The organism is Cupriavidus basilensis (assembly GCF_000832305.1).
Lineage (GTDB): Bacteria > Pseudomonadota > Gammaproteobacteria > Burkholderiales > Burkholderiaceae > Cupriavidus > Cupriavidus basilensis_F.
In genome coordinates this window covers 3755371-3781045 of record NZ_CP010537.1, presented here as the reverse complement: position 1 = coordinate 3781045, position 25675 = coordinate 3755371, and the positions used below count along the sequence as shown (strand labels likewise).

Below are 25675 nucleotides of genomic sequence, written 5' to 3'. Positions count from 1 at the left end.
GCCATCCCTCCGTCATTTCGCACTGCGAAAACGGATGTATGGTCGACGTGAAGAAGTAGAACTCGAACCGTCAAGGCAGCGTCGACCCTTCCCCAACGGCATGGCATCGCCATTCTAGCCACATGTAACCCGATTGTGGCGAATTCGCGTCCTGCCAGCCCTCCGCCTCCGGAGGTTCGCCGTGCCGGTTACCCTCTATCTAAACACGGATGGAGTCCTTCACCCGCGCCCTGTGACATTCGAGAGCGGACGCACGCCGCATCTGCGTAGTCCTGGCCATCGCCTATTCGAGAACGCCGAACGCCTGGAAGAGCTCCTTCTTCCTTATCCCGACACACGTATCGTTCTGCACAGCTGGTGGCCATTCTTCATCGGCTATCAGCATGCTGTTCAACACCTACCGCCGGCGCTGCGAGCGCGCGTAGTCGGTTCAACCCTTCCAGGAAATCGCCTGCTGCGATTCCATTTGAGGAATTCCTGCGTGAGGAGGGAATGGCTCCGATGCGACCTGAGACGCCGTTCGCCCTCCGCCCTTATCGTCTTGGATTCGGATTGGAACCAGGTCCTTCCGGAGACTGAAGACGTAAGTCTGATTGCGACAAGCGAGGAAGGACTAAGAGAGCCTCAGGTCTATGCGGCGCTCGTTCGGCTGTTACGCACGGTGGGAATTGCAGGATGAGGTGGGGCGTGGCGTGTCGCGACGTGCCGCGAGTGAAGCGCCATGAAAAACTGTGAGCGAATCCGCATATTCCTCAACATCGAGGGTGTACTGGTGCCTTGTGGTGCAGGCCTACCGCCTATTGACGCGGAGAGCGATGAAGGACGACGCTACTGGCGCTGGTCACCGTTGTTGATTGACCTCGTGAACAGGTTCGACTCGGCTATAGTGCTAAGAACGAGTTTGCTACTCATGCTGCCGCTTGATGGTTTCACTTCCAGAATGCCAATTGAACTCGCGAGGAGAGTAGAAGGCGCCACGGAACCGATTGGGAAGCCACGAATGTCCGGATTACTGAGGACTGCTACTCAATATGAGGTCATTGCGCGCTACGTCCGCGCCAAACGATTCAAGTGTTGGTGCGTGCTCGACGACAGAGAGGAAGGATGGAGTCGAGATAATGCATGGCGCTTGATAAGGACCAATCCGGAATTGGGGCTAAGCGATGATTCGCCTTTATCTCAATTGTGGAAAATACTGGAAAAGCTCCAATCCAATGTTAAAAGCTAAATTCAAATTTTGACAAATAGATGAAATTTAATTCTTTTGATTTAGTATACGAACGCCGCGTTCAAGTGCAAGCATGGTTAGCGGAAGTCTTTCTGCATTTTCGGAGATTACTTGGGAATTGAGTCCTGCGGACATTGCAAGAATGCCACGGGTATAGGGGTAGTTGGTGCTTCGTGTCTTGAGTTCTTTCTCTACGGCTAATGTTGCACGCTTACTCCAGTCTAAGTCGCGCTCGGGCGTGAATGCCCTGGGTGCCCGTACTGGAGGTGCCACTCTTCGGTTAGAGGCGCGATTATACTTATACAACCATTTCCTATCGTAGGCAAAAAGCAGGCGGTACAGTTCCGGATAATTCCGTTTGGCTTCCAATACAGAGCTTTCCGTAGTCACCTCTCTCCATTTCTCCTCTAGTGCTTCGATTCGCCGTTCATCGAACGATAGCCCCAAAAAATCCGCATTGCCGCCAATAACTCGCCGTATTATTTGGGCCGTTGTCGACATTATTTTGGAAATCTGTAGGGCGCTGGAGCCGGCATTGTTTAGACGATTCACATCTTCGAGCCATTTTGGGCTGAAGGCAATTATGGTGGGCTCAATCGGAACAGCGTCCTTGCTGTCGGAAAATTCAATTATAAAGCCGCATGAACATTTGGCCGTTATGCGTAGCCCTGTAGAAGTCCGATGAAATGACTCCGCTATTGCTGTCGGCAAAGGTGATTTCCTACATTCTACATTAAGGCAACGATATGGGCCGTGCGAAAAATTTTCTGGCCTAGAAGGTAGTCCGTCTAGTGCATCAAAGAACCGCAGTAACACTGAATGATGCAGAGGAGTAATCTTATATTTTAGATTGAATAGCACTTGTGTAAGCCAGCAATGCCTTCGTTCTGTTACTTCTGGAAGCCCGAGTGCGTGAAGAAAGCTTTGCTGATAAAAGTTGAGAAACGAGCTAATGATGGCGCGTCTGTCTACTCTTAATGTGCTATTTATAATTCCGGCATCGAATGCGCGCAAAGTGTAATAGTCCTTAAACGACGACTCTGGCTTTGGTAGTAGTCCTTGCAGCATAGTATGGAGAAGCACCGAAATGGCATAAGCTTGCGCCATTTGCGTGGTTGTAAAGTTCTCCGTGGCAAGTGGCCCCTCCAGTAGCGACACGTTGTTCGCATCCTCCCACGTGCGAATACTTCGGTTGTCGTATGTAGCTGTTGTGTTCACCAGCGGGACATTATGGTCCGGACAAATCAACAAACCGGGGATTTGATGAACTCGATGCCAATACGTAATGCCATCATACTTGCGGATATCCTCTTTTAGACATACTGGGCAAATTCGGAGGTGCGCTGGGCGGGTGACGTATTCTCCCGTCACCTTCAAATCCTTATGGGCTGTGGCAGGTTCTGACCCGAGGAGCTTATCGAGACATTCGTTTGCGTCAGCCAAAGAAAGAGGCCAAGTGTAAAGCGGGGCAAGGGTAAATCGGTTGGCAATCTCAAGACCAGTCAGCCCCCAGGATTCAAAAGTCACCTCGCTGACACGGTTCAAATATTTAGGCAAGTCGATAACAGGCTTTCCTTGACGACCAGTGAGCGCTTTCATCAGCTCTGTTCGGCTAGTAGGGCCAACGCTAGAAAGATATCGACTAATAACGCTATATAGCAGCTCGTCCGGGTATGGATAGGAAAGGGCGACTCGTGTCACGGTTGCTCTCAGCGGCCTTTTTGTGAATTTTTCGCAGAATCCTTAGCGCGCTTTATTACTTCTTCGAATGTGGGCGTTGGCCTCTTGACGTCCTTCGAAGGTCCAGGTGAGCTGTGCTTCAGGTTTTGGCGTCTTTCCTTCAGTATTCTTCCGTGGACCTTCTGAACTAGGGCGGAGGACGCGAGAAGTCCTTTCGTTTCTCTCCAGATGTCGAGTAGCTCGCGTAGCGCTACTACTTTTTCTTCTTCGGAAAAAATTTTATCTAGGAATGTTTTGGCTTCGCTGTAATTAGTTGAGGCTTTTGCCGCTTCTTCCGAAAGCTCTTTTGGAGTTTCTTCTGTCGTTGTCCCGTTGCCAGTTTTTGAAGAGATGGCACCTCTGATTTTCTTGAGTTCGTTGGCTATGATGTCCTCATACCGTGACATTTTGTCCACATCACCGTTTCTTATTCCTTCAATAACTGGTATCAACATGCTCATCCTTTGTTCAAAGACCTCATAAAGAAGCTTCGGTGTCAGCTCCTCCATACCGTGCTCAATAGCATGAATTTGGGCGAGTTGAAACAAGCAAGTCGCTATTCCAAAAATTCCTTGGGACAAGTCATGCAAGGCGAGGCTCAACTGTGGAGTCGGCTTGGCAAATTTTTTTGTCCATTGATATTCCCATAGGGCGCTGAAAAAGTTATTCCACTCCGTGTTCAGCCCGCAGGGAGCCCACTCATATTCACCATACTTTTCCGCTCGTCGCAATGAGTACACTGTTTCTTTCAGCAGTTGCTTTGCATTGGAGGTGCCGAGGAAAAATATGGGTATCAGAGAGCCATTATCAGAGCTGACGTCGGAGGTATTGTTGGAATTATTGTCGCGGTTATTTAATTTCACGAAAAAGTTCAAAACAGCGTGCTGAGTAACGCCTCTTTGGACCAAGGCATTTTGTATTTCGTCGAATACTATAATTCCTACGCGATGGTGTTCGCACAGCTTTCGAACCTTCAGTCCTAATTCATCAGTGCCAGCTTTCTTGCTTACTTCTTTTATGTGTTCGGTGGGTGCTAGGTTGTCGATTGCTAGAATAATGTCCCGGAGCGCCTCTTTTAATTGACCGTACGGAGAGCACTGAACATAAATCCACACTACCTGAATGACGCCATCGGGACATTCGACCTTTTGAGGGATGAACGTCAGCGCATTATGAATAGTGTGCGTTTTGCCCAGACCTGATAAACCGAGTAGACTGGCCATTGGAGCGCTAGTAGGGCCTAAGTCTTGGAAGCGAATGGGTCTGTAGCGCACACTTTCAATGCTGCGCTTAACAAGTTTCTCGACGTTGCGAGGGGGCGTTTCGGTTATATCTGGACGCGAGCGACGCGGGCGATACTCGTATCCGTTGATAATGCATCTGATAAGCGCATTCAATACCTCGTAATCACGGGGCAGCGTTTGGTAGAACGTTTCGAGCCTACCGACGCGGCGCATACGCATGGCCTTAGGCAGTTGCCGCTCCTCCGGAGAATACTCCGGAAGATTGCAAAGGGCCTCGCTGTGTCGCTCGACATCGAGTAATTCCTCTAGATACTCAAGAAGTTCCTCTTCTGACTTGATTGCAATCGCCCTATTGGGCATGCTGGGTAAGTCCCCAGTCGCTGGGCTGTCTCGCTTAGCTCTTGTCATCATTAGGTTGCGCATTCCGCGCATCAATTTGGCGTTGAATGGCCTCGGCCTTTTGCTGACGAGACGCACCTGTTAGGGACGTATCATCGACAGGTTGAGCGTCCAACTTCGGCTTGGGGGCAGGTGGTATGCCAAATTTTTTTCGAAGTTCGCGTTCCGCTTTGGTCGCTTGCTTTATGTGCTTCTTAATGGGGTGTCTTAAATCTGAGGCGTACAAGACTGCCTCGGTTTGTGCTGTCGCGTCATCTTGTACTGTTTGTTGAGCGAGAATTCCACCAACGCGACCTGGTTGAGCCTGTGCGTGGCCTACCTCTTCATTTTCACGACCTCGAAGATATAGGTCCTCTCGTTCGCACCAAGTTATATCATTAAGCTCAGATTCTGCAAGTACGCATTTTTCGAACTTGCGACCGCCAATCGGAATGTAAAGGTCCCCTAATCGGTTGGGGTTGGCGCGGCCCAGGATGTGCCAGACTCCTTTGTTTCGAGCTCTCGCTTTCCACCCCTGTGCTTCGCTGGTCGGACTGCTGTAGAACACGTGCTCGTAATTAATGCCATGCTCGGTCACCGCGACGTCAACTTCCGGATAGACATACATGCGTACTTCCTCAACAGGGCGTTTGGTTAGAACTCCCCCCAGGTTTGCGATGCCCCACTGCCAGAGGAGGTAGGGAATAGGAGGAATTCCATCACCCACCATTTTAGGCGGAGCGTCAAAATCCATTATCACGCGATTAGTATTGTGGTCTATGACTGCGAGAATGACCGCAGTGGTAAATTCTTCGAGGTCGTAGGCTGCGGTTTCGCGCCCGTCCGGTAGGCCCTTCTTCGCCCAATCACGTTCTACGTGTCCTGGCATCCAAGGTCCAAAAGAGGAAGGATAGATGCCGAATCTTCTCTCGACTATCGCCTTCAAATCAGGGCGACCACCGGGGGCGTTGTCGATTCTGACCCCTAGGACGTCTACTACATCCCTTACAAGCCTGATGCTCAAAAGCTCACCCTTGTCACCCAAAAGGCATGCTGGCAAATGTGCAGCGGGCCATTGCCAATGCTCTATGGAAATGTTATGGTGTTTGCAGAATTGGACCTTGTCCTCAACGCAGTTGATGAGCGCCATCATTGCGGCAGCCCATGATGGTGGCTCGAGCCCGACGTACATCCCGACAATGAGACGACTCCACGTGTCGATTATGAAGTATATCGTGGGACGCGCGATTACAAACCGCCGGTCTAAGCGACTCACTATGTAGACATCGGCAATGGTGGCATCTATTTGAAATCGCTCGCCGGGCCCATGTGCAATATCAGTGGCGCGTCCTTCCAGACCACGGAATAAGAGGTCCCACTCCTTCTGAGTGGCGCGGGTCGGTTTGCGAGTTCCGTTTGGATAGTTTTTGTATATGAAATGACGAAGTTGTCGAACGGTTGGGCGAAATGCTTTCTGAAGTTCTATGGTTCGAATTATGCCGTTTTCTGCCTTCGTGATTGTTGTTAAATATAAGCCAGTAATGTAATCGACTGCCTTTTCGTGTGTGGCGTTTTTGCTTGCGAAATAGTAATCCGCTGCGATTTGAAGATGTTTTCTGGTTTGCTCGTTAGCTAGCGCGCCGAGACCTTCATCAAGCGCGAATGTGCGTGGTCCGCCCAGCCTCACGTTGTTTTTCGAATTGTGGCATTGACCTTCATTGCCGCATTTATCGAGGTCAGTCTGAATTGCAGCCTTACTCAGCCCGTTACTCCAATAAAGCATAAGCACGGTCCTCAGGTGGGGACGTGACACCTTGAATCGCAAGGCCAGGGCTTCGAGATTTTTTGTTCTGTTGATTCCATAAACGATTTGTAGATACTCCGGACTTTTAAGGACGTCCTGGAGTAGTGTCCACCTCCTGTCGTCGGCCGCCGCCTTTCCGGACGTTACGTGATGTGTTATCAATCGCTCTTTTTTATCTTTTTTTGAAACCTTCCTTTTTTTAGTCTCTGGTCCAGCGCTCGGAGGAAGATATGAGATTCGACTTTCCGTGTAGGAATAGTCAATGACGTACTCTTTAGCCCTAATTGCTTTGGCGAGCTTTTCGCGTGGAATTGAGATGGGCCATTGGTCCGGCATGTCTATCCTTTCCAAGGCGGTGGGCAGTTCAGCCGACCATCCACGAACCACTACAGCATAGCGCGCTCCGGTTGCTTTCTCGTGAAGGACGAGGTTTTCCGCGATGGCGACATCTTCATCGAATGTGGTTTCCATGATGGTCATTCCCCTTTGATATAGCCGTAAATCCTATAAGGGTTCGAGGATGTTGGTCCCCCCGGCATTGACGCCAGTGGGGGCGGAACTAAGGCATGTGTCGGCTTCCCGATATATCGTTGAAGGTATGTCGCTCGGGTCGCCAGTTCTCTCATCGGAAAAAATGCATTGCAGAGCTGCGACTGAAAGGGCTTGGTATGTAAATCCGTGATAATATGTCTTGTCGCCAGCATACATTTCAACATCGCCAAGTGTGTCCCCTGCTCAGTTCCAGAAATTCGGTCGCATTCCAAACACGCATCGGAAGCGGTGGCGCCGGGGTACTTTAGAAATATGGCAAGAATAAGGTCGGTCTGTGCGGATGCCGGAATGAGTGTTCGGTCGTATCCATCCAGACGCTCGAGATTGTCTCCATACGGAGTTCGGAGGTTGCGGTTTGTAATGCAATCCCACTTAAGCCCGTGCATGCTGCAAATTTCATCCTCGAGTGCCAGCTTTTCGACTGTGCGCTTGTTTTCCAGTGCATCTACGTCTTTGACGGCAATTGCTTTCTCTGAGGTTCTGCCATCGACTCGGAATTTGGCGATAAAGTCGGTGGTAATAACGATAGGAACGTGATAGATAGGGTCTTCGGGATGTTTGATTTCGAGGTGAGCTGCAGCTGCTATGGTTTCTAAGCGGTCTCGATGAGGGTACTGTTCCTTAATCCCGATGCAAGTAGGGTCCCACTTAAGGTGCAAATACTCATACCATTCATTCGTGGAAAGAAAGTGCAGGGTACGTTGACCGAATCTATCCTCCCCGCAGACTCGGGTAGACTTGCCGCGTGACGGCACATCCGCAATGGTAAACCACGGTTTGTAGTTTTCTCGTTCGCCTAATCCGCGCCCCTCCGAGAGAAATTTCTGTATCTTCCACTCGCTCATTGCGTACCTGAAATATTCAGGAGGCACGACAATCGGCGGTATCCCTAGAAGCGTTTCAATGATGATTTTTTGTGTGCGGACGTTCATCTCGACACCTCGACTGTCAAGAAATCATTCAGAGGCTAAATCGACTTGTCTCTGATTTTGAGAAAGCCGGGCGGCGGTTTCAGAGCACCAGAGAACACCTTAGAGGTGTTATGGTGAGCTCCGATATCCACCGCTATGCCTTCGGAGAGGTTGAGTGGTTTAAATCATGGGTAGAGTGAAATGGCCTCAACGTGATGCGATTAACTTCGCACTGAAGACGTCAACTCGGGAGGCCATCGAAGGCGGTGTCCCAAGTCAAGGTATTCAAGGGCCCCGAGTCAGCTTGCCAGTTCGCAAAGCGTGAACGCTCGTCGCGAGTTCTCCGGTTCCTGGCTATAGAGTGACGACGAAAAGATGTCGATTGGTCTATTTCCACAACTAGACTCGGGTTGAATTGGTGATTCTCCCACTGCACCTTATCGGCCAGAGATAAATCACCCAGTAAATCGGGGTAGCCTCGCGGGTTAGCAAGGATTCTTGTCCCTTCGAGAGCATAGTCACAACTGCCGTGTACATGACCATGAATCCATAGGCAACAGCGACCGAACATCCATTGAAGGTTTGAGGCGAATGCTGGATTCAGTGGGTGTCCGGCCAAATCTGTTTCTAAACTAAGCTCGTGTGGTGCATGATGAGTGACTACCACAGTAAGCCCGGGAAAAGGTTCGGCTAGTACGCTGTCAAGCCAAACTACGGATTTGAGGTGCTCACGGAGGGCGTCGCGCGTCCCAAATTGGCTGTGCGCTAATCGGATGGTCCTGTAGTCATAGACCCTTGTAGCCGAGAGGCGCCTTGCACTGGTGGGCTGACCATAGAGATTAAAGTCTGTCCAGAGAGTGGCGCCGAGGAACCGTACCCGTTTGTACTCAAAAATACCCCGTTCAAGCGCAATGACACTGGGGTAAGTATCTTCATCCGCAAGGCAAAAGGTATCTCGCTGAGCACGAAACTCTCTTCCGTAGTACTCATGGTTCCCAGGCACATAGATGACGGGGACGGGCCAAGTGGCGAAGAGCTCCATACCGCGACAGCCGTTATGGACGTCGCCGGCCAGTACTAGGATTTCTGCATCCTCGGCCGGGGCGAGACCGATAAAACTGGGATGCGTTCGGTCAAGGAACTCCAAATGCAGGTCAGACGCTATTTGAATTCTCATTTGACTCTCCTTGCAGCGGCATAGGCGGACGCCGACGCGGCCCCGGAGACCAAGGAGGAGTTCGAGGTGGCTAGTGGACGTGCATGCGCTGGAACAAGGAATTCAAGGCGATGGCTGACCTTCGGAAGTGACCACTAGTCCGTAGCAGGCGCGCAGCGTCGGTCTGGGTACGAGGGCTGTGAGATGTGGACCTTAATTGGCTTGCTTGGCAAGCCTTTTTCGGTGAGCTTCACAGCCTGACATAGAGCCTGTCTCAGGCCAAGCGTTCGGAGGCGCCTCGCAGTTAGAGGCGCTCGGGGGAATGCGTCTTCACTATAGGTCGATGGAACCACCAATGCTAGTAAAAATATGCTCTATTGAGCACAATGCGCGTTTTTGTAACAACCTTTTGTCTAAGTAACGACTCTATTGTCTGGCCATACCGAGTGTGGCGCGTGTAATGGAACGTAATGCCCGATCGCCAGCGCAAGCATTGCGATTTCAAATGAGAACCATTATCCTTTCGCTTTATCTGCCTGGGACGTCACCTGGCATGGGGCGCGGCACCTCCGCGCGGACGCGGCAAGCTGACCAGTGAGGCACCGGAGAAGCAGCTTGCCGGGCGCCGGAAGATCAACAAACATGACTGAAACATCGCTAGGGGCAGGCCAGCAGCGCCGGGCCTTCTGGCTCAAACACCTGCATCAGTGGCACTGGATCAGTTCGGCAATGTGCCTGATCGGCATGCTGCTGTTTGCCGTCACCGGCTTTACGCTCAACCACGCTGGCCAGATCGAGGCTCGAGCACAAGTAGTCACGCGCACGGCGAGCGCGCCAGCCAGCCTCACGGCGGCCTTGCGCAGGGCCACGCACGCAGACAAGGGCCCGGTGCCAACGGCGCTGGCCGACTGGCTGTCGCAGGAACTCGATATCAACGCCCATGGCCGTGAAGCCGAGTGGCAGGCCAATGAGATCTATGTCGCATTGCCGCGCCCGGGTGGCGACGCCTGGGTCAGCGTGGCGCTGGACAGCGGCGAGGTGCAGTACGAGAAGACCACGCGCGGCTGGATCTCCTACCTGAACGACCTGCACAAGGGCCGCAACACCGGCCGCGCCTGGAGCCTGTTCCTGGATGTGTTCGCCGCGGCCTGCCTGATCTTCAGCGTGACCGGCTTGTTCCTGCTCAAGCTGCACGCCGGTGGCCGCATGGCGACCTGGCCGCTGGTCGGGCTGGGCCTGGTGGTGCCGCTGTTGCTGGCGCTGCTGTTCATCCACTAACGATCACTAGCGATCACCTGATCCCATTTACCGTTCAAAGACGAGGTCCCGTTATGCGCCGATTGCTTACCGTCACCCTTACCGGCCTGGCCGCGGCTCCGTTCGCCAGCCCGGTCGTGGCGGCCGAAATGAACGTCAAGGTGGAGATCCCGCGCCTGAACGTCGCGGAATACCACCGGCCCTATGTCTCGATGTGGATCGAGCGCGCCGACCAGAGCCCGGCCGCCACGCTGGCCGTCTGGTATGACGTCAAGCACAAGGACGGCGAAGGCACCAAGTGGCTCAAGGACATGCGCCAGTGGTGGCGCAAGGCCGGGCGCGACATGCAGATGCCCGCCGATGGCATCTCCGGCGCCACGCGCGCGGCCGGAGAGCACACGCTCACTTTCTCGGATGCCAAGGCCCCGCTGGGCAAGCTGCCCGCCGGCGAGTACCAGCTCGTGGTGGAAGCCGCTCGCGAGGTCGGTGGCCGCGAGCTGCTGCGCGTGCCCTTTGCCTGGCCGCCGAAGGCAGCCGCTTCGGCCAAGGCCAAGGGCGAGCATGAGCTTGGCGGCGTCTCGGTCGACCTGAAGCCCTGAAGCCCTGAGCCCCGAACCGATCAACCCGCCCTGCATTCAATAGCAATTGCAATAGCAAGAGGAATAGGAGCATGACGATGAAGACCTTCGCCACCAAACTGTCCGTCCGGGCCGCCGCGCTGGCCCTGGCCGCGCTGATGCCGCTGGCCGCCCACGCACACCGCCAGTGGCTGCTGCCGTCGGCGACCGTGCTGTCGGGCAGCGACCCGTGGGTGACCGTCGACGCCGCCGTGTCGAACGACCTGTTCTACTTCGAGCACGTGCCGCTGCGCCTCGATAATCTTGCCGTGACCGCGCCGGACGGCGCCGCGGCCAAGGTCGAGAACGCCAGCACCGGCCGCTATCGCAGCACCTTCGACGTGCACCTGACCCAGCCCGGCACCTACAAGGTGGCCATGGTCAACCACGGCCTGTTTGCCAGCTACAAGGTGGACGGCCAGGCCAAGCGCTGGCGCGGTTCGCCGGAAGCCTTCGCCAAGGAGGTGCCGGCCGGCGCGCAGGACCTGCAGGTGACGCAGGCCGACAGCCGCCTGGAAGCTTTCGTGACGGCGGGCAAGCCCACCGCCAAGGTGCTGCAGACCACTGGCCGCGGCCTGGAGCTGGCGCCCGTTACCCACCCGAACGACCTGGTCGCCGGCGACGCCGCCAGCTTCCGCCTGCTGCTGGACGGCAAGCCCGCCGCGAACGTCAAGGTAGCCGTGGTGCCGGGCGGTATCCGTTACCGTGACCAGTTGCAGGAAATGGCGCTTACCACCGACGCCGACGGCAAGTTCAGCGTCAAGTGGCCGGCCCCGGGCATGTACTGGATGGAAGCCGAGGTGCGCGACGACAAGGTTGCCGTCAAGCAAGCCACGGCGCGCCGCGCCAGCTATGCGGCCACGGTGGAAGTGCTGCCGCAGTAAGCGCAATACCACACCGGCAGGCGGCGGGGCGTGAGTCCCGTCACCTGCGCAAGCCCTAAGAGGCCATTTCAAAAAGATTCTGGCGTCGTTGCGCGGCCTTGGCCGATCCACTTGTACTGTCTGCGGCCACGCGCCTAGCCAGAACCGCTTCGCTTCATTTTGAAACAGCCTCTAAGCCCCCCGGGGGGCTTTTTTGTGTTTTCGTCGTTTCCGTCTCCCGTCCGTCTCTTATGCAGCGTGTCCTGGTTCCCCTTTCGCTTGGCGCTGTTCCGCCCGTGCCTGCCGCGGCGTCACGCCTGTGCCGGCGGCAAGGTGAGACCATGGGCACCACATGGTCGGTGGCATGGGCCGCATCACCCGTGGCAGCCGATCAAGACACGCTCGACGCCGGCATCCGCGCCGTGCTGACCGAGGTCGTCGCGCAGATGAGCAACTGGGACGAAGCCTCGGACGTGAGCCGCTTCAACCGCGCCGCGGCCGGCAGCTGGCAGGTGCTGCCAGCCGACTGCTTCACCGTGCTGAAGGCTGCGCTGCAAGTGGCGCGTGACAGCGGCGGCGCCTTTGACCCCAGCGCGGGGCCGCTGGTCGACCTGTGGGGCTTCGGCCCGGCGCCACAGCGTGCCCAAGCGCCCGCGCTGGCGGCGCTGGAGCAGGCGCACGCGCAATGCGCATGGCAGCGCATCGCCATCGACGAGGCTGGCAGCCGCGTGCAGCAGCCCGGCGGCATCCGGCTGGATTTCTGTGCCATCGCCAAGGGCTTTGGCGTGGATGCGGTGTCGCGCTACCTGAGCGCGCAGGGCATCGACAACCACCTGGTGGAAATCGGCGGCGAGCTGCGCGGCCATGGCGTCAAGCCCGACGGCATGCCGTGGTGGGTCGCGCTGGAAACGCCGCCGGGCGGTGGCGCGGCGGGGCACGAGACACTGGTTGCGCTGCATGGCTTGTCGGTTGCCACCTCGGGCGACTACCGGCGTTACTTCGATAGCGGTGGTCGCCGCTATGCGCACACGCTGGACCCGCGCACGGGCTACCCGGCCAGCCACGCGCTGGCCTCGGTCACGGTGCTGCACCCGCAATGCATGATGGCCGATGCGCTGTCCACCGCGCTGACCGTGCTGGGCCCCGAGGCGGGCATGGTGTTTGCCCGCCGCCATGGGCTGGCCGCGCGCTTGCTGATCCGCCGCAGCGATGGCTTCGACGAACGCTTGTCGCCGGCCTTCGAGGCCATGCTGTCATGACCACGCCCGATACCGCCTCCTCCCTGCCGATGGACCCGCCGGCCGCTGCCAGCCCGCGCCGGCAGGGCCACGCCGGCGACGCCGGCAGTTCCAGCAATACTGGCCATGCCGGCCATGCCGGCAATTCCCGCAAGCGCATCCGCGTCATCGATGCCGTGATCCTGCTGGGCGCGCTGGCTGGCGTGGCTGGCATCGCGCTGGGCCTTCTCGCGCCCAGCCGCGCCGGCATGGCCGCCGGCGTGGTGATAGCCTATGCCGGGTTCTGTGCCGCCGTGATCGGCCGGCATCGCCAGCGGCATGCGCGCGCCGGCCAGCTATCGGAGGCCAGGGACGGCGCCACGGTCGTGGCCTATGCGAGCCAGAGCGGGTTTGCCGAGCAGCTTGCATTGCAGACCGCGCAAGCGCTGCAGGATGCCGGCGTGCCCGCGCAGCTGCTGTCGTTCGACCAGCTGGAGGCCGGGCGTCTTGCCCATTGCCGCCAGGCGCTGTTCGTGGTCAGCACCACGGGCGAGGGCGATGCGCCAGACAGCGCCTCGGGCTTTGCACGCCGCCTGACGGCCGCCGCCGGCGCAGGTGGCCTGGGCGAGCTGCGCTACGGCATCCTCGCGCTTGGCGACCGCAGCTACGCGAACTACTGCGCCTTCGGCCACGCGCTGTCGGCATGGATGCAGCGCCAGCATGCGCAAGCGCTCTTCGACATGGTGGAAGTGGACAATGGCGATGCCGGGGCCCTGCGCCACTGGCAGAACCATCTCAGCGCACTGTGCGGCGGCGCCGAAATCGCCGACTGGGAAAAGCCCCGCTATGCCGACTGGCGCCTGCACGAGCGCAGACTGCTCAATCCCGGCAGCCCGGGCGCACCGGCCTTCCATCTTGCGCTGGTGCCGGCAGCCGTGGGCCAGGGCGCGCCGTCGTGGCAGGCCGGCGACATCGCCGAGATCGGCCCGCGCCTTGCGCCGTCCGAGGTGGCGCGCGTGCTGGCAAAGCTCTCGCTGGACGGCGATACCGCCGTGCGCTGCGATGGCGCATCCACCACGCTGGCGCAGGCGCTCGCCACGCGCATCGTCCTGCCCGATCCGCACCTTGCCGCGCTGGACGGCGTCACGCCGCAACGCCTGGTGGACACGCTGCCGCCGTTGCCGCACCGCGAGTATTCGATTGCCTCGCTGCCGGGCGACGGGCAACTGGATTTGCTGGTGCGCCAGACGCGCCATGACGATGGCCGGCTCGGCCTGGCATCCGGCTGGCTCACCGCGCATGCGCAGCCGGGCGCGGGCATCGCCCTGCGCATCCGCACGAATCGCGGCTTTCATCCGCCCGCGGACGATCGCCCGCTGATCCTGATCGGCAACGGCACCGGCCTGGCCGGCCTGCGCGCGCACCTGAAGGCCCGCGCCGTTGCGGGGCATCATCGCAACTGGCTGTTGTTTGGCGAGCGCACCGCGGAGCACGACGCGTTCCACCACGTTGAGCTCGCCGCATGGCAGGCCAATGGCGTGCTGCAGCGGCTGGACCTGGTCTACTCGCGCGATGGCGGCCCGCTGCGTTATGTGCAGGACGCCGTGCGCGCATCGGCCGGCGCATTGCGGGAATGGATCGAAGCCGGCGCGGCCATCTACGTTTGCGGCAGCCTCAAGGGCATGGCCGGCGGCGTCAACGCGGCGCTGGCGGACGTGCTGGGCGAAGAGGCTCTGCTGCGCCTTGGCGAGCAGGGCCGGTATCGGCGCGACGTCTACTGAGAACTGAGACTGCCTGGAAAACGATCAGGCTGGCGCAGCGTGCGCTGCCACCTCCATCAGCGCATCCACTACCACCGCCCCGCCCGCGCTCACCATCACCGGGTTGAGGTCGATCGAGCGGATCGCACCGTCGGCCTCAAGCATCATCTGGCCCACGCGCACGGCGATGCGGCACAGCGCCGCCACATCGACAGCCGGCTCGCCGCGCACGCCCGCCAGCAGCGGCGCAATGCGCAGGCCGGCCACGGCGCGCGCCACCGCGGCCTCGCTGCACGGCGCCAGCAGCACGGCCGTGTCGCGCAGCACTTCCACATACTTGCCGCCGTCTCCCACCAGCACCACCGGCCCGAACACCGGGTCCCAGTGCGCGCCCACCATGCATTCGCGCTGGCCACGTTCCATGCGCGCCACCACCACGCCTTCGCAGGTCGCGCCGAGCTTGTCCAGGATGTCGGTCTGCGTGAGAAAGGCCTGCGCCACCGCGTGTTCATCGTTGCAGTTCAATGCGACAAGGCCGTGCTCGCTCTTGTGCGGCACTTGCGGCGAGCTGGCCTTGACTGCGACGGGCCCTTTCAGCTCGCGCCAGGCCGCGACCGCCTCATCGACGCTCTGGCACAGCTTGTGCGCTACCACCGGGATGCCGGCCAACGCCAGGCGCGCGAGGCTCTGCGCCTCGCTCAGCGTGTGCCCGGCAGCGCTCGACGCAGCGCCCGCCGCATCGCTGGCCGCGGGCCGATGCGCGCCTACGGCCGTGTCTTGCGCGGCCACATCGCGCAGCTGCTGCTGGTGCGTGACCAGTTGCGCGAAAGCAGCCAGCGCCTCGGCGCCGCTGGCATAGGTGGGCACGTTGGCCGCGCGGAACGCAGCTGCCACCGGCGCCTGCCAGGCCGCCACGGCAATCGGCTTGCCGGCGCTGTCGGCAAAGCTGGCGGCGTCGCGTGCAAAGCGTGGCAGGTCGTAGCCCATGCCCGCCACCGGGATATCCAGCAGCAGCAGGTCGGCGGCCGGATCGGCGGCTACCAGCGGCAGCACGTCGCCAAACAGGCCGCTGTTGGTGAGCAGCGCGGCGGTGACATCGACCGGGTTTGCCGTTGAGGCGAATCCGGGCAGGCGCTGCGCCAGCGCTGCCTGCGTGGCCTGCGACAGCGGCGCCAGCGCAAGCCCGAGCGGCTCTGCCGCGTCGGCCGCCATCACGCAGCTCGCGCCGGAATTGCTCACCACCACCAGCTGCCGCCCGCTGGCCTGCCAGCCACGCAGGTAGAGCGGCGCACAGCGCGCCAGCGCGTGCGCATCATCCACGCGGCAGATGCCGTGCCGTGCCAGGAAGGCACCCACCGCGCGGTCTTCATTGGCCATGGCACCGGTGTGCGACGCCGCCGCGCGCTGGCCCGCGCTGGAGCGGCCCGCCTTGACGGCGACGATGGGCACGCCACGGCGGCGCGCCACCGCGGCGGCCTGCGCCAGCACGGCCGGATCGGTCAGGCTCTCCAGGTACAGCAGGATCAGCTGCACATCGGGATCGTGCGCCACGGCCAGCGCCAGCTCGCTTACCGTGATGTCGGCCTCGTTGCCGGTGGCGTGCATATGGCGCACGCCAATGCCCTGGCCGCGCAGCAGGCCGTAGACCATGGCGCTGACGCCGCCGCTCTGGCTCACCACGGCCACCGGGCCATCCTGCGGGGGCACTTCGATAAACATGGTGGAGAAGCTGGCTATGGTGCCGGTGCCGAAGTTGGCCAGGCCCTGGCTGTTCGGGCCAACCAGGCGCAGCCCCGCGCCGGTGGCAACCCGCACCATCTCGTCCTGCTGGCGACGGCCTTGCTCGCCGGCTTCGCCGAAGCCCGAGGCGATCACGATCGCCGCCGCCACGCCCAGCCGCGCGCAATCGCGCACCGCCGACACCGCTGCATCGCCGCCCACCACGATGATGGCCAGCTCCGGCACCTCGGGCAGTGCATCGAGCGAGGCAAAGGCGGGCAGGCCCTGGATGGTGTCGCGTTGCGGGTTCACCGGGAAGAGCTTGCCGGCATAGCCATGCTCGCGCATGTAGTAGATGGGCCGGCCACCGATCTTGTGGATATGGTCGGAGGCGCCGATCACCGCGATCGAGCGCGGCGCCAGCAAGGCTTGCAAGGTCTGGTTCATGATGAGTGCGATCCGGAATCAAAGGCCGGCATGTCCGGCTTGGGGGAACAGCGTGAATGGCTCAATCGATGGTGGCGCCGGAGGCCTTGACCACCTTGCCCCATTTGTCGATCTCCCCGGTCAGGAACTGCGCCGTGGCGCCAGGCGCCGTCCATTGCGCGGCGAAGCCCTGCGTAGCGAACTTGGCGCGCACCTCCTCCTGTTCAAGCACGGCCTTCAGCGCGCTGCTCAAGGTGGCGATCACGGCCTGTGGTGTCGCTGCCGGCGCGAGCAGGGCATTCCACGCGGTGGCCTCGTAGCCGGGCAGGCCAGCCTGCGCCATGGTGGGCACATCGGGCGCGGCGGGCGAGCGGGTCGCGCCGGTGATCGCCAGCGCGCGCAGCCGGCCCTCGCGCACGAAGGGCATGGCGGAGAGCATGGTGTCGAACATGACCGTGGCCTGCCCGCCCATCACATCGGTGAGCGCGGGCGCACTGCCTTTGTATGGCACGTGGGTCATGTGCGTGCCCGCCATGCTGTTGAACAGCTCGGCGGCGAGGTGCGTGGACTGGCCGTTGCCGGAGCTGGCAAAGCTGACTTGTCCCGGCTTGGCCTTGGCCAGCGCGATCAGCTCCGCGACATTGGCCGCCGGCGTGGCGGGCGCCGTGACCAGCACCAGCGGGCCGCGCGTTAGCAGCGAGACCGGGGCGAAGTCCCGCTGCGTGTTGTAGCCGGGCTTGGTGAACAGCGTCATGTTGATGGCGTGCGCCGTGGTGGCCACCAGCAGCGTGTAGCCATCCGGCGCGGCCTTCGCGGTGGCCTCGGCACCGATATTGCCGCCCGCGCCAGGCCGGTTCTCGATCACCACGGGCTGCTTGAGCTGCTCCGACAATTTCTGCCCGACCACGCGCGCCACGATGTCGGTGGGGCCGCCGGGCGGGTAAGGCACAACCAGCCGCACCGCACGCGTGGGCCAGTCCTGCGCACGCGCGCCGGGCGCGGCCAGCAGCACGGCGGCCAATGCCATCGCGCCCATCAGCAGGGCGCGCGCGGGCCGCCGAAGCGGCAAGGTTCGGTACATGTCGGTCTCCAGGGTGTCGAAGTGTGTTGCTGCGTCGTGCTACGTAGTGCTACGCCGTGCCACGCGGCTACTCGCGCTGGAAACGCAGCAGCGTGCGCTCGCCATGGCGCATGAACCCCGCGCGCACGCGTTCGCCGATCGTCACGCCGGGCTCGGCATGCGCCATCACGCGCGGGCCTTCGTCAAGCGTGGCCAGCACCAGCGTGTAAGGCGTCAGCGCGCGGAAATCCTCGGTGGGCGCGCGCGCGACTTCGGTGACGCTGTGCACGGTAGCGCGGCCCGTGGCGTCGCGCCATGCCAGCCGCGTGCTGCCGCAAGCGCGGCATGCATGGCGCTGCAGCGGTTGCCACGCGGCGCAGTCCTCGCACGCCTGATAGCGCACCACGCCCGCGTCGAGGCCAGCTTGATAGGGATGGTCAGTGCTCATGGCGACGTCCTTGGCGAAGCGGTGGGCATTGCAAGCGTTCTCATGCCGCCTCCAGCACCAGGCTGACATGCGAAGACAGCACCCCGCCATCTGCGTGAAACAGCGCGCGCTTGCGCGGCGGCAACTGGCGCGCGCCAGCCTTGCCCGCAAGCTGCCGCGTGGCTTCCGCCAGATGCATCAGCCCGCCGGCCACGCCCGAGTGCCCGAAGGCAAGCAGGCCGCCGTGCGTGTTGAGCGGCAGCGCGCCGTCGCGCGCAAAGTCGCCTGCCGCAAGCCGCTGCGGCGATCCGCCGCGCGCGGCTATGCCAAGCTCTTCCAGCAGCATGGCCAGCGTGATCGTGAACGAGTCGTAGATCGCCAGGTAGTCGATCTGCCCGATCGTGTTGCCCGCTTGCGCGAGCGCGCGCCGCGCGGCGTCGGCGGCGCCGGTAGCCATCACGCTGTCGAGCGCGCACAGATGCTGGTGGCGATGCGCCTGCCCCGCGCCCGTGATGCGCACGGGGGTGCCGCCGCCCGGCTCGGCGGACACCACCAGCGCCACCGCGCCATCGGAGATCGGGCAGCAGTCCGACAGCCGCAGCGGCGTGGCGATGGGCCTGGCGGCGCGTGCGGCATCCAGCGTGAGCGGCTCGCGCAGGTGCGCATCGGGGTGCCCCGCCGCGTGCTCGCGCATCAGCACCGCGAAGCCGCTGAGCGCGTCGGCGTGCATGCCGGTCTCGGCCAGATAGCGCGACGCCAGCAGCGCGTAGTAAGCTGGCACGCTAGCGCCGTTGGGCACTTCCATGTCCGGCTCGCCAACCTGGGCCAGCGTCTGGATGGACTGGTCACGGCTCTGGCCGCAGAGGCGGTTTTCGCCGGCCACCACCAGCACGTTGCGGCAGCGCCCTGCGCCCACCAGCTCGCGCGCCAGCATGGCCATCACGCCGCCGGTGGCGCCGCCGGAGGCCACGCCGTGCGCGTAGGCGGGATCGAGCGAGGCGTACTCGCAAAAGCGCGTGGCCAGCATCAGGTGCGGCAGCGTGGTGGCGTAGCCGCACAGCACGCCGTCGATGTCGGCGCGGGCCAGGCCCGCATCGGCCAGCGCGGCGTCGGTGGCCTGCGCCATCAGCGTCAGCGGCGTGCTGCCCTCGACGCGGCCAAAGCGCGTATTGCCCGCGCCGCGCAGGTAAGCTGCGTGTTGCATGGAGCCTCTCTCAATGCTTCAAATACGGCAAGGACTTCAACGCTTGAGCAGCGGGCACTGCGACTTGGCCACCGGCATGAAGGCCTGGTCGCCGGGCACCGTGGCCAGCAGCTTGTAGTAGTCCCATGGGTACTTCGATTCCGCCGGCGTCTTGACCTCGAACAGGTACATGTCGTGGATCATGCGCCCGTCCTCGCGGATGCGGCCGTTCTTGGCGAAGAAGTCGTTGATCGGCATCGCCTTCATCTGCTTCATGACGGCAGCGGTTTCGTCGGTGCCCGCGGCCTGGATCGCCTTGAGGTAATGCATCACCGACGAATAGGTGCCGGCCTGGCTCATGTTCGGCATCTTCTTGAGCTTCTCGAAGTACCGGCGCGACCACGCGCGCGTGGCGTCGTTCATGTCCCAGTAAAAGCCCTCGGTCAGCAGCAGCCCGGAGGCGGTCTTCAGGCCGATGGCGTGGATGTCGTTGATGTACAGCAGCAGCCCCGCCATGCGCTGGTTGCCGCCTTTGGTCAGGCCGAATTCGCTGGCCGCCTTGATGGCGTTGACGGCATCGCCGCCGGCATTGGCCAGGCCCACCACCTGCGCCTTGCTGGCCTGGGCCTGCAGCAGGTAGGAAGCAAAATCGCTGGCGCCGATGGGATGGCGCGCCGCGCCGAGCACCTTGCCGCCGGTCTCGTTGATCACGGCGGTGGCGGACTCCTGCAGCGTGTGTCCAAAGGCGTAGTCGGCGGTCAGGAAGAACCACGTCTTGCCGCCGCGCTGCACCACCGCGCGCGCTGTGGAATTGGCCAGCGCGTAGGTGTCATAGGCGTAATGCACCGAGACCGGCGTGCACAGGTCGTTGGTGATGCGCTCGGTGCCGGGGCCTGAGAACACCACGATCTTGTTCTTCTGCTTGGCGACCTCCAGCACCGCCAGCGCCGGTGCCGAGGCGGCCACGTCCAGGATGGCGTCGACGTGGCCCGTATCGAACCACTCGCGCGCCTTGCTGGCGGCGATGTCGGCCTTGTTCTGGTGATCGGCCACCACCAGTTCGATCTTCTTGCCCAGCACCTTGCCGCCAAAATCGTCGATGGCCATCTGCGCGGCGGTGGCGCTGCCGCGCCCGGTCACGTCGGCGTACAGGCCGCTCATGTCGAGGATCAGGCCGATCTTGACCTCGTCATCGGAAATGCCGGCCTTGGCCGGCTGCGCATCAGCCTGTCCTGCGCCGCACAGCAACGCGGCGGCGATGGCGAGCGCGCCCAGCGGGCGGCGCAGCAGCGAGTGGTTTCGGTTCATGGTGGTCTCCTCCAGCTTTGGTCTTGTTGACTTGCTTTCTTGTGGTGCCTACACCGTCGCGATCGGCGTGGTGGGCGAGCCCACCGCGCCCGGCAGCCGCAGCGGTGGCGCAGTCAGCATGAAGCGCGAGCGCTGGTTGGCACGCAGCCACTGCGCGAGCTCCTTCAGGTACCAGAGTTCGCCCAGCGGCAGGCCGAGCTTGAACAGGCAGTGATGGTGCAGCGGCAGCAGCGGATGATTCGGCTGGTCGGCCGGCGCGGGCCGCGCGGGATAGCGCTCCACCGCGTAGTTGTCGGCGATCAGCGCGGCGATGCCCGCATCGGTGATCCAGTTCAGCAGGCGGTCGTCGCGGCCGTCCAGCGCGCAGCAACTGTGATGCAGCACGGCTTCGTCCGGCTCACGCTGCATCGACAGCACCACTTCGGCAAAGCCCGTGCGCAGCAACAGCATGTCACCGGGTTCCACCTCCACCCGGTCGGCCTCCAGCACGTGCATCAGGTCGTCGTAGCCCACGTTGCGAAAATCCTGGCCAAACGCATTGGCCAGGTCTACCAGCACGCCGCGCCCCTGCATGCCCTTGACGGCGAAGTTCTCGATGCCGAGCGCGCGCGCCTCGCTGTGGTCGTGGCCGCAGGCGTGCGCGGCAAAATGATCGTCCTCCGCGTAGTCCACCGGGCCCACGATGTGCTCGTTGGCGCGATAGCCGTTGTAGTAGACCCGCTCCGGGCGGCCATCGCCATCCGCATCGAACAGCGCGCCCACGTGGGCGAGCGAGTCCCACTGCGTGGAGTACTGCAGCGACAGCAGCACCTGGTCGTCGCTGATCACGTCGGTGGCGCTCGGGTTCACCTTGGCCAGCGGGAAGTTCACATAGGGTATGTCGTCGCGGAAGGTGGGGCGCAGCACTGGCGGATGGCGGCGCGGGTTGAGCTTGTTGCCGCCGGGATAATCCAGCGGCAGCGACAGGCAGAACGACAGCCCGGCCTGCACCTCGCGCGCGCCCTTGCGCACCTGCTCGGCGCCGATCAGGTTGACGCGGCCAAGCTGGTCGTCGGGGCCGAAGTCGCCCCAGTTGGAACCTTGCGGTCGTTGCTTCCAGCGCATGCTGTGTGTCTCCGGTTACAGGTCGGTTGTGGTGGTTCGCCGCGTCTTGCGCGCAGTCGGGGTCTTGGTCTTTGGCGCGGCGCCGGCCATGGTGGCGTTGCGCCGGCGTGCCGCCGCCGAGTCGGGCGCTGGCGGTGTCCAGGCGGCGCAAACGGTATCGGCTTCGCGGCGCAGCGCGCGCGCGAGCGCCGGCTCGCGCTCACTGATGCGCTCATTGAGCGCGGCGATGCTGATGGCGCCAAGCGGGTAGCCATCCGGGTCCGGCAGCGCGATGGCGATGCCGCCCATGCGCTCCACCACCACATCCAGCAGTACCGCGTAGCCGCGCGCACGGGTGGCCTCGACCTCGCGCAGCAGCATCGCCGCGCTGATGCGCGGATAGCGCTTGAGCGCGGGTGCGATGGCGTGCAAGGTGGCTTCCACCTCGGCATCGGGCAGTGCCGCCAGCAGCGCCAGGCTGCCCGCGCCGACCCCGAGCGGGCGCCGGCTGCCCACGTCAAGGTAGCTGGCGCGGATCGGGAAGGTGCCGGGGCGCAGTTCCAGGCAGACGGACTCCCAGCCGCTTGGCACTGACAGGATGGTGGTGTCCTCGAAGGCTTGGGCAAGCCGGATCAGCGCCGGCCGCACGCTGGCGCGCGGGTCGATGCGGCGCACGCTGGCCGCGCGCAGCACCAGCCATTCGGGGCCCAGCGTGAACGCTTTGGTGTCGGGGTCGCGCTCGATAAAGCCTTCGGCTGCCAGCGTGTCCAGCAGGCGCAGCGCCGAAGCCTTGTCGACGCCGGCTGCCACGGCCAGGTCGGTCAGGCGCGTATTGCGCGCGTCCGACAGCACGCGCAGCAGCCTGCAGGCCTTCTGGAGGGAGGTAGTCGGTACCGTCACGCGCGCGCACTCCGGAGTCGGCCGGTTTCGGATAATGAAACCGGTTATGGGGTTATAGGCTTCCACGTGTGCCTCGTCATTCTGCACTGCATCAAAGTTTTGCCTGATGAAACTCATGGAAAGCCGCGCCAGTTGGGTGTTCGCGCTGGTTCCCGGAGCGTGAGCCGGGTTGCAATCCGGCAAGAACGGGTAGCCCGATCAGGCTCGCCCGTGCGACTTCCGCTATCCTTGGCGGCGATTCGCCGCGCCCGCATGGCTCGCGACACCCGATTTTTACCCGATGCGATCCCCACGTCCCCAAGGAAACACCATGGTTTGCCGAGCCCGCCGCCTTGCCGCCCTGCTCATCCTGAGCACTGCCGCAGCCGCCGCCCATGCCGTGCCACCGGCCGCCGCAACCGCTGCCACCGCCGCAGTCCCCGCCAACGAACGCTTCCAGGTGGCGGGCCTGGAGAAGCCCGCCAGCATCCTGATCGACCGCTGGGGGGTGCCGCATATCTACGCCAACACGCTGTACGACGCCTTCTATGTACAAGGCTTCATGGCCGCGCGCGACCGCCTGTGGCAGATCGACTTGTGGCGCAAGCGTGGCCTGGGCGAGATGGCCAAGGACTTCGGGCCGGCCTATGTGGAAGGGGACCGCATGGCACGTGCCGTGCTGTTCCGCGGCGACATGTACCGCGAGTGGCTGGCCTATGGCTCGGACGCCAAGCGCGTGGCGGAGGCGTTCGTGGCCGGCGTGAACGCCTATGTCGCGCAGACGGAGAGCAGGCCGGACTTGCTGCCGCCGGAGTTTCGCTTGCTGAACTACAAGCCCGCGCGCTGGCATGCGGAAGACATCGTGCGCATCCGCCATCATGGGCTCACGCTCAATGTCATGGGCGAGGTCAATCGCGCGCAGGTCTACTGCCAGGTCAAGCCCGATGCGGCCCGCACCGACTGGGTGCAACGCGAGCTGGATCCGCCGATCCAGCCCAAGCTGCCGGACGGCCTCGACCCCTGCGCGCTGCCGACCGTGGAACTGCGCCGCGCCTATGAGCTCGCCACCGCCGCGCCGCGCTTTCCGAAAGAGTGGTGGGCTTCGGCCAAGGCGGAGGGCATCCCGCACGAGGCGCTGTATGCGGTGCTTGACACCAACAGCGACACCGCGCGCAGCCTCGGCTCCAACAACTGGGTGATCTCGGGCTCGCGCACCAGCACCGGCCGGCCCATCCTTGCCAATGACCCGCACCGCGCGCACGGCGCGCCCAGCCTGCGCTACATCAGCCACCTGAACGCGCCGGGGATGTCGGTGATCGGAGCCGGCGAGCCGTTCCTGCCGGGGATCTCGATCGGGCACAACGACAACATCGGTTTCGGCCTGACCCGCTTCTATATGGATCAGGAGGATCTCTACGTCTACGAGACCAACCCGGCGCAGCCGCACGAATACAAGTACCGCGGCCGTTGGGAACCGATGGAAACCGTGACCGAAGAGATCGCCGTCAAGGGCGAGGCCACGCCGCGCAAGGTCAGCCTGGACTTCACCCGCCACGGCCCGGTGCTGGTCACCGATGCCAAGGGCAATCGCGCCTATGCGCTGCGCGCGGCCTGGCTGGACCTGGGCATGGCGCCGTACTTCGGCTCCATGGACTACATGCGCTCCCAGAACTGGGACCAGTTCCGCGCCGCGATGAACCGCTGGGGCGCCCCGGGCGAGAACCAGGTCTACGCCGACCGCGAAGGCAACATTGGCTGGATCCCCGGTGGCCTGACCGTCATCCGCCCCAACTGGGATGGCCTCACGCCAGTGCCGGGCGACGGCCGCTACGAGTGGGCGGGCTACCGCAACATGGACGAGCTGCCGTGGGCCTACAACCCGGCCGCCGGCTATGTGGTGACCGCCAACGAGAACAACATCCCGCCCCACCACCCCGCAGCCAAGATGGGCGTGGGCTACGAATGGAGCGACACGGCGCGCGCGCGGCGGCTCAAGAGCCTGGTGGCAGCGAACCCGCATGCCTCGGTGGCGGACAGCATGGCGTGGCAGAACGACACCACTTCGCTGCCGGCGCTGCGCGCGGTGGCGTTGCTGGCCAATGTACGCACCGAGGACGTCCAGGCGCGCCGGGGACTCGACCTGCTGCGCGGCTGGGACGGCAACGAGCGCGCCGACAGCGCGCCGGCGGCGTTGTTTGAAGTCTGGTTCAGCAAGTACCTGCGCCCGGCGGTGGTGCGCGCGGCGCTGTCGCCGGAAGGCGCCAGGCTTGCAGGCTATGGCGATGCCAGCCGCGTGCTGGCGGTGCTGGAAAAGCCCGAGCCGTGGATGCCGGTGGAGCGCCGCAACGAAGTCATCGTGGCATCGCTCAAGAGCGCCATGGCGGAGGTGGAGCGCAAGCTTGGCCCGGACCCGAAAGCCTGGCAATGGGGCAAGCTGCACACCGCAGTGTTCAATCATCCGCTCGACCCGCTGCTGGATAACGCGGCGCGCCAGCGCTACGACGTCAACGCCGGGCCGATCGGCGGGTCTTCCTTCACGCCGATGAACACGAGCTACCGCAACAGCGACTACCAGCTCACCGCGGGCGCGTCGTTCCGCATGGTGCTGGACGTGGGCAACTGGGATGCCTCGCGCGTGGTCAACGCACCCGGGCAATCCGGCAATCCCGCCAGCCCGCACTATCGGGACCTGGCGCAGATGTGGGCGAGGGGCGACTACTTCCCGCTGCTCTACACGCGCAAGGCGGTGGAGAAGGAGACGCGGGAGAAGGTGGAGCTGGTGCCGCAGTAAGCCCGCGGCAGACGCATCTGGCTCGCGCCTGGCTGCAGGCATGTGGCGCGCCGGCCCGCGCTATGACCAAAAACTGAATGGCTATCATCAGCC

General features: G+C 62.3%; 20 protein-coding genes. 8 read left to right on the top strand and 12 right to left on the bottom strand.

Features of this window, described 5'->3' with window-relative positions:
* Positions 1-181 precede the first annotated feature (181 nt).
* Both RR42_RS41915 and RR42_RS41910 read left to right on the top strand, forming a co-directional pair.
* Positions 182-679: an HAD domain-containing protein gene (locus RR42_RS41915; RefSeq protein WP_158408345.1), complete on the top strand. Its 498-nt coding sequence runs from the start codon at positions 182-184 to the stop codon at positions 677-679.
* 42 nt (positions 680-721) lie between these two features.
* Positions 722-1228, top strand: coding sequence for an HAD domain-containing protein (locus RR42_RS41910; RefSeq protein ID WP_158408344.1), 507 nt, complete (start codon positions 722-724; stop codon positions 1226-1228).
* A gap of 27 nt (positions 1229-1255) precedes the next feature.
* On the opposite strand, the gene RR42_RS39335 is transcribed toward RR42_RS41910, so the two are convergent.
* The 5 genes from RR42_RS39335 to RR42_RS41905 all read right to left on the bottom strand — a co-directional run bounded on the left by RR42_RS39335 (position 1256) and on the right by RR42_RS41905 (position 9013).
* Positions 1256-2929 (bottom strand): TnsD family Tn7-like transposition protein, encoded by a 1674-nt coding sequence (locus tag RR42_RS39335; RefSeq protein WP_082055255.1) that lies wholly within the window; start codon positions 2927-2929, stop codon positions 1256-1258.
* Positions 2930-2937: 8 nt separating this feature from the next.
* Positions 2938-4551, bottom strand: a complete 1614-nt coding sequence (locus RR42_RS39330) for an ATP-binding protein (RefSeq protein WP_158408343.1) — start codon at positions 4549-4551, stop codon at positions 2938-2940.
* Between the two features lie 34 nt (positions 4552-4585).
* A complete protein-coding gene (locus RR42_RS39325; protein ID WP_158408342.1) occupies positions 4586-6844 on the bottom strand; it encodes a DDE-type integrase/transposase/recombinase in 2259 nt (752 codons plus the stop codon).
* A gap of 5 nt (positions 6845-6849) precedes the next feature.
* Positions 6850-7857 (bottom strand): TnsA endonuclease N-terminal domain-containing protein, encoded by a 1008-nt coding sequence (locus RR42_RS39320; RefSeq protein ID WP_082055252.1) that lies wholly within the window; start codon positions 7855-7857, stop codon positions 6850-6852.
* Positions 7858-8077: 220 nt separating this feature from the next.
* On the bottom strand, positions 8078-9013 hold the full coding sequence (locus RR42_RS41905; RefSeq protein WP_082055251.1) for a metallophosphoesterase: 936 nt from the start codon (positions 9011-9013) through the stop codon (positions 8078-8080).
* A 621-nt stretch (positions 9014-9634) separates the two neighbouring features.
* Between RR42_RS41905 and RR42_RS37060 the strand changes: the two genes are divergently transcribed.
* From RR42_RS37060 to RR42_RS37040, 5 genes are all read left to right on the top strand, one after another.
* Positions 9635-10270, top strand: a complete 636-nt coding sequence (locus RR42_RS37060) for a PepSY-associated TM helix domain-containing protein (RefSeq protein ID WP_043357374.1) — start codon at positions 9635-9637, stop codon at positions 10268-10270.
* A gap of 53 nt (positions 10271-10323) precedes the next feature.
* Positions 10324-10848, top strand: coding sequence for a DUF2271 domain-containing protein (locus RR42_RS37055; RefSeq protein WP_043357371.1), 525 nt, complete (start codon positions 10324-10326; stop codon positions 10846-10848).
* 77 nt (positions 10849-10925) lie between these two features.
* Complete coding sequence (locus tag RR42_RS37050) at positions 10926-11750, top strand: DUF4198 domain-containing protein (RefSeq protein WP_043358620.1); 825 nt, start codon at positions 10926-10928, stop codon at positions 11748-11750.
* 230 nt (positions 11751-11980) lie between these two features.
* A complete protein-coding gene (locus RR42_RS37045) occupies positions 11981-12988 on the top strand; it encodes an FAD:protein FMN transferase (RefSeq protein ID WP_043357369.1) in 1008 nt (335 codons plus the stop codon).
* A gap of 227 nt (positions 12989-13215) precedes the next feature.
* A complete protein-coding gene (locus RR42_RS37040) occupies positions 13216-14727 on the top strand; it encodes a sulfite reductase subunit alpha (RefSeq protein WP_236702257.1) in 1512 nt (503 codons plus the stop codon).
* A gap of 24 nt (positions 14728-14751) precedes the next feature.
* On the opposite strand, the gene RR42_RS37035 is transcribed toward RR42_RS37040, so the two are convergent.
* From RR42_RS37035 to RR42_RS37005, 7 genes are all read right to left on the bottom strand, one after another.
* On the bottom strand, positions 14752-16872 hold the full coding sequence (locus RR42_RS37035) for an acetate--CoA ligase family protein (RefSeq protein ID WP_043357367.1): 2121 nt from the start codon (positions 16870-16872) through the stop codon (positions 14752-14754).
* Between the two features lie 61 nt (positions 16873-16933).
* Entirely contained in the window at positions 16934-17932 is a 999-nt protein-coding gene (locus RR42_RS37030) for a tripartite tricarboxylate transporter substrate binding protein (RefSeq protein WP_052495215.1), read from the bottom strand.
* Between the two features lie 67 nt (positions 17933-17999).
* Positions 18000-18359, bottom strand: a complete 360-nt coding sequence (locus RR42_RS37025; protein WP_043357366.1) for a Zn-ribbon domain-containing OB-fold protein — start codon at positions 18357-18359, stop codon at positions 18000-18002.
* A gap of 40 nt (positions 18360-18399) precedes the next feature.
* The gene (locus tag RR42_RS37020; RefSeq protein ID WP_043357365.1) at positions 18400-19542 is read right to left on the bottom strand and encodes a thiolase family protein; all 1143 of its coding nucleotides are present in this window, start codon (positions 19540-19542) and stop codon (positions 18400-18402) included.
* Between the two features lie 36 nt (positions 19543-19578).
* Entirely contained in the window at positions 19579-20829 is a 1251-nt protein-coding gene (locus tag RR42_RS37015; protein WP_043357364.1) for an ABC transporter substrate-binding protein, read from the bottom strand.
* A 48-nt stretch (positions 20830-20877) separates the two neighbouring features.
* Positions 20878-21933: a cyclase family protein gene (locus tag RR42_RS37010; protein WP_043357362.1), complete on the bottom strand. Its 1056-nt coding sequence runs from the start codon at positions 21931-21933 to the stop codon at positions 20878-20880.
* Between the two features lie 15 nt (positions 21934-21948).
* Positions 21949-22812, bottom strand: coding sequence for an IclR family transcriptional regulator (locus tag RR42_RS37005; RefSeq protein ID WP_043358612.1), 864 nt, complete (start codon positions 22810-22812; stop codon positions 21949-21951).
* A gap of 310 nt (positions 22813-23122) precedes the next feature.
* Here RR42_RS37005 and RR42_RS37000 point away from each other — a divergent pair, with 310 nt between their 5' ends.
* Entirely contained in the window at positions 23123-25582 is a 2460-nt protein-coding gene (locus tag RR42_RS37000; RefSeq protein WP_043357360.1) for a penicillin acylase family protein, read from the top strand.
* The last annotated feature ends 93 nt before the right edge of the window (positions 25583-25675 follow it).

Excerpts from the sequence above, each read along its gene's own strand:
- RR42_RS37040 (WP_236702257.1), top strand. The coding sequence starts at position 13,216 with ATGGCCGCCGGCGTGGTGATAGCCTATGCCGGGTTCTGTGCCGCCGTG.
- RR42_RS39325 (WP_158408342.1), bottom strand. The coding sequence starts at position 6,844 with ATGGAAACCACATTCGATGAAGATGTCGCCATCGCGGAAAACCTCGTC.
- RR42_RS39320 (WP_082055252.1), bottom strand. The coding sequence starts at position 7,857 with ATGAACGTCCGCACACAAAAAATCATCATTGAAACGCTTCTAGGGATA.
- RR42_RS37010 (WP_043357362.1), bottom strand. The coding sequence starts at position 21,933 with ATGCGCTGGAAGCAACGACCGCAAGGTTCCAACTGGGGCGACTTCGGC.
- RR42_RS37020 (WP_043357365.1), bottom strand. The coding sequence starts at position 19,542 with ATGCAACACGCAGCTTACCTGCGCGGCGCGGGCAATACGCGCTTTGGC.
- RR42_RS37055 (WP_043357371.1), top strand. The coding sequence starts at position 10,324 with ATGCGCCGATTGCTTACCGTCACCCTTACCGGCCTGGCCGCGGCTCCG.
- RR42_RS41905 (WP_082055251.1), bottom strand. The coding sequence starts at position 9,013 with ATGAGAATTCAAATAGCGTCTGACCTGCATTTGGAGTTCCTTGACCGA.
- RR42_RS37030 (WP_052495215.1), bottom strand. The coding sequence starts at position 17,932 with ATGTACCGAACCTTGCCGCTTCGGCGGCCCGCGCGCGCCCTGCTGATG.
- RR42_RS37045 (WP_043357369.1), top strand. The coding sequence starts at position 11,981 with ATGCAGCGTGTCCTGGTTCCCCTTTCGCTTGGCGCTGTTCCGCCCGTG.
- RR42_RS37025 (WP_043357366.1), bottom strand. The coding sequence starts at position 18,359 with ATGAGCACTGACCATCCCTATCAAGCTGGCCTCGACGCGGGCGTGGTG.
- RR42_RS37000 (WP_043357360.1), top strand. The coding sequence starts at position 23,123 with ATGGTTTGCCGAGCCCGCCGCCTTGCCGCCCTGCTCATCCTGAGCACT.
- RR42_RS41910 (WP_158408344.1), top strand. The coding sequence starts at position 722 with ATGAAAAACTGTGAGCGAATCCGCATATTCCTCAACATCGAGGGTGTA.
- RR42_RS37060 (WP_043357374.1), top strand. The coding sequence starts at position 9,635 with ATGACTGAAACATCGCTAGGGGCAGGCCAGCAGCGCCGGGCCTTCTGG.
- RR42_RS37050 (WP_043358620.1), top strand. The coding sequence starts at position 10,926 with ATGAAGACCTTCGCCACCAAACTGTCCGTCCGGGCCGCCGCGCTGGCC.
- RR42_RS39330 (WP_158408343.1), bottom strand. The coding sequence starts at position 4,551 with ATGCCCAATAGGGCGATTGCAATCAAGTCAGAAGAGGAACTTCTTGAG.
- RR42_RS37035 (WP_043357367.1), bottom strand. The coding sequence starts at position 16,872 with ATGAACCAGACCTTGCAAGCCTTGCTGGCGCCGCGCTCGATCGCGGTG.
- RR42_RS37015 (WP_043357364.1), bottom strand. The coding sequence starts at position 20,829 with ATGAACCGAAACCACTCGCTGCTGCGCCGCCCGCTGGGCGCGCTCGCC.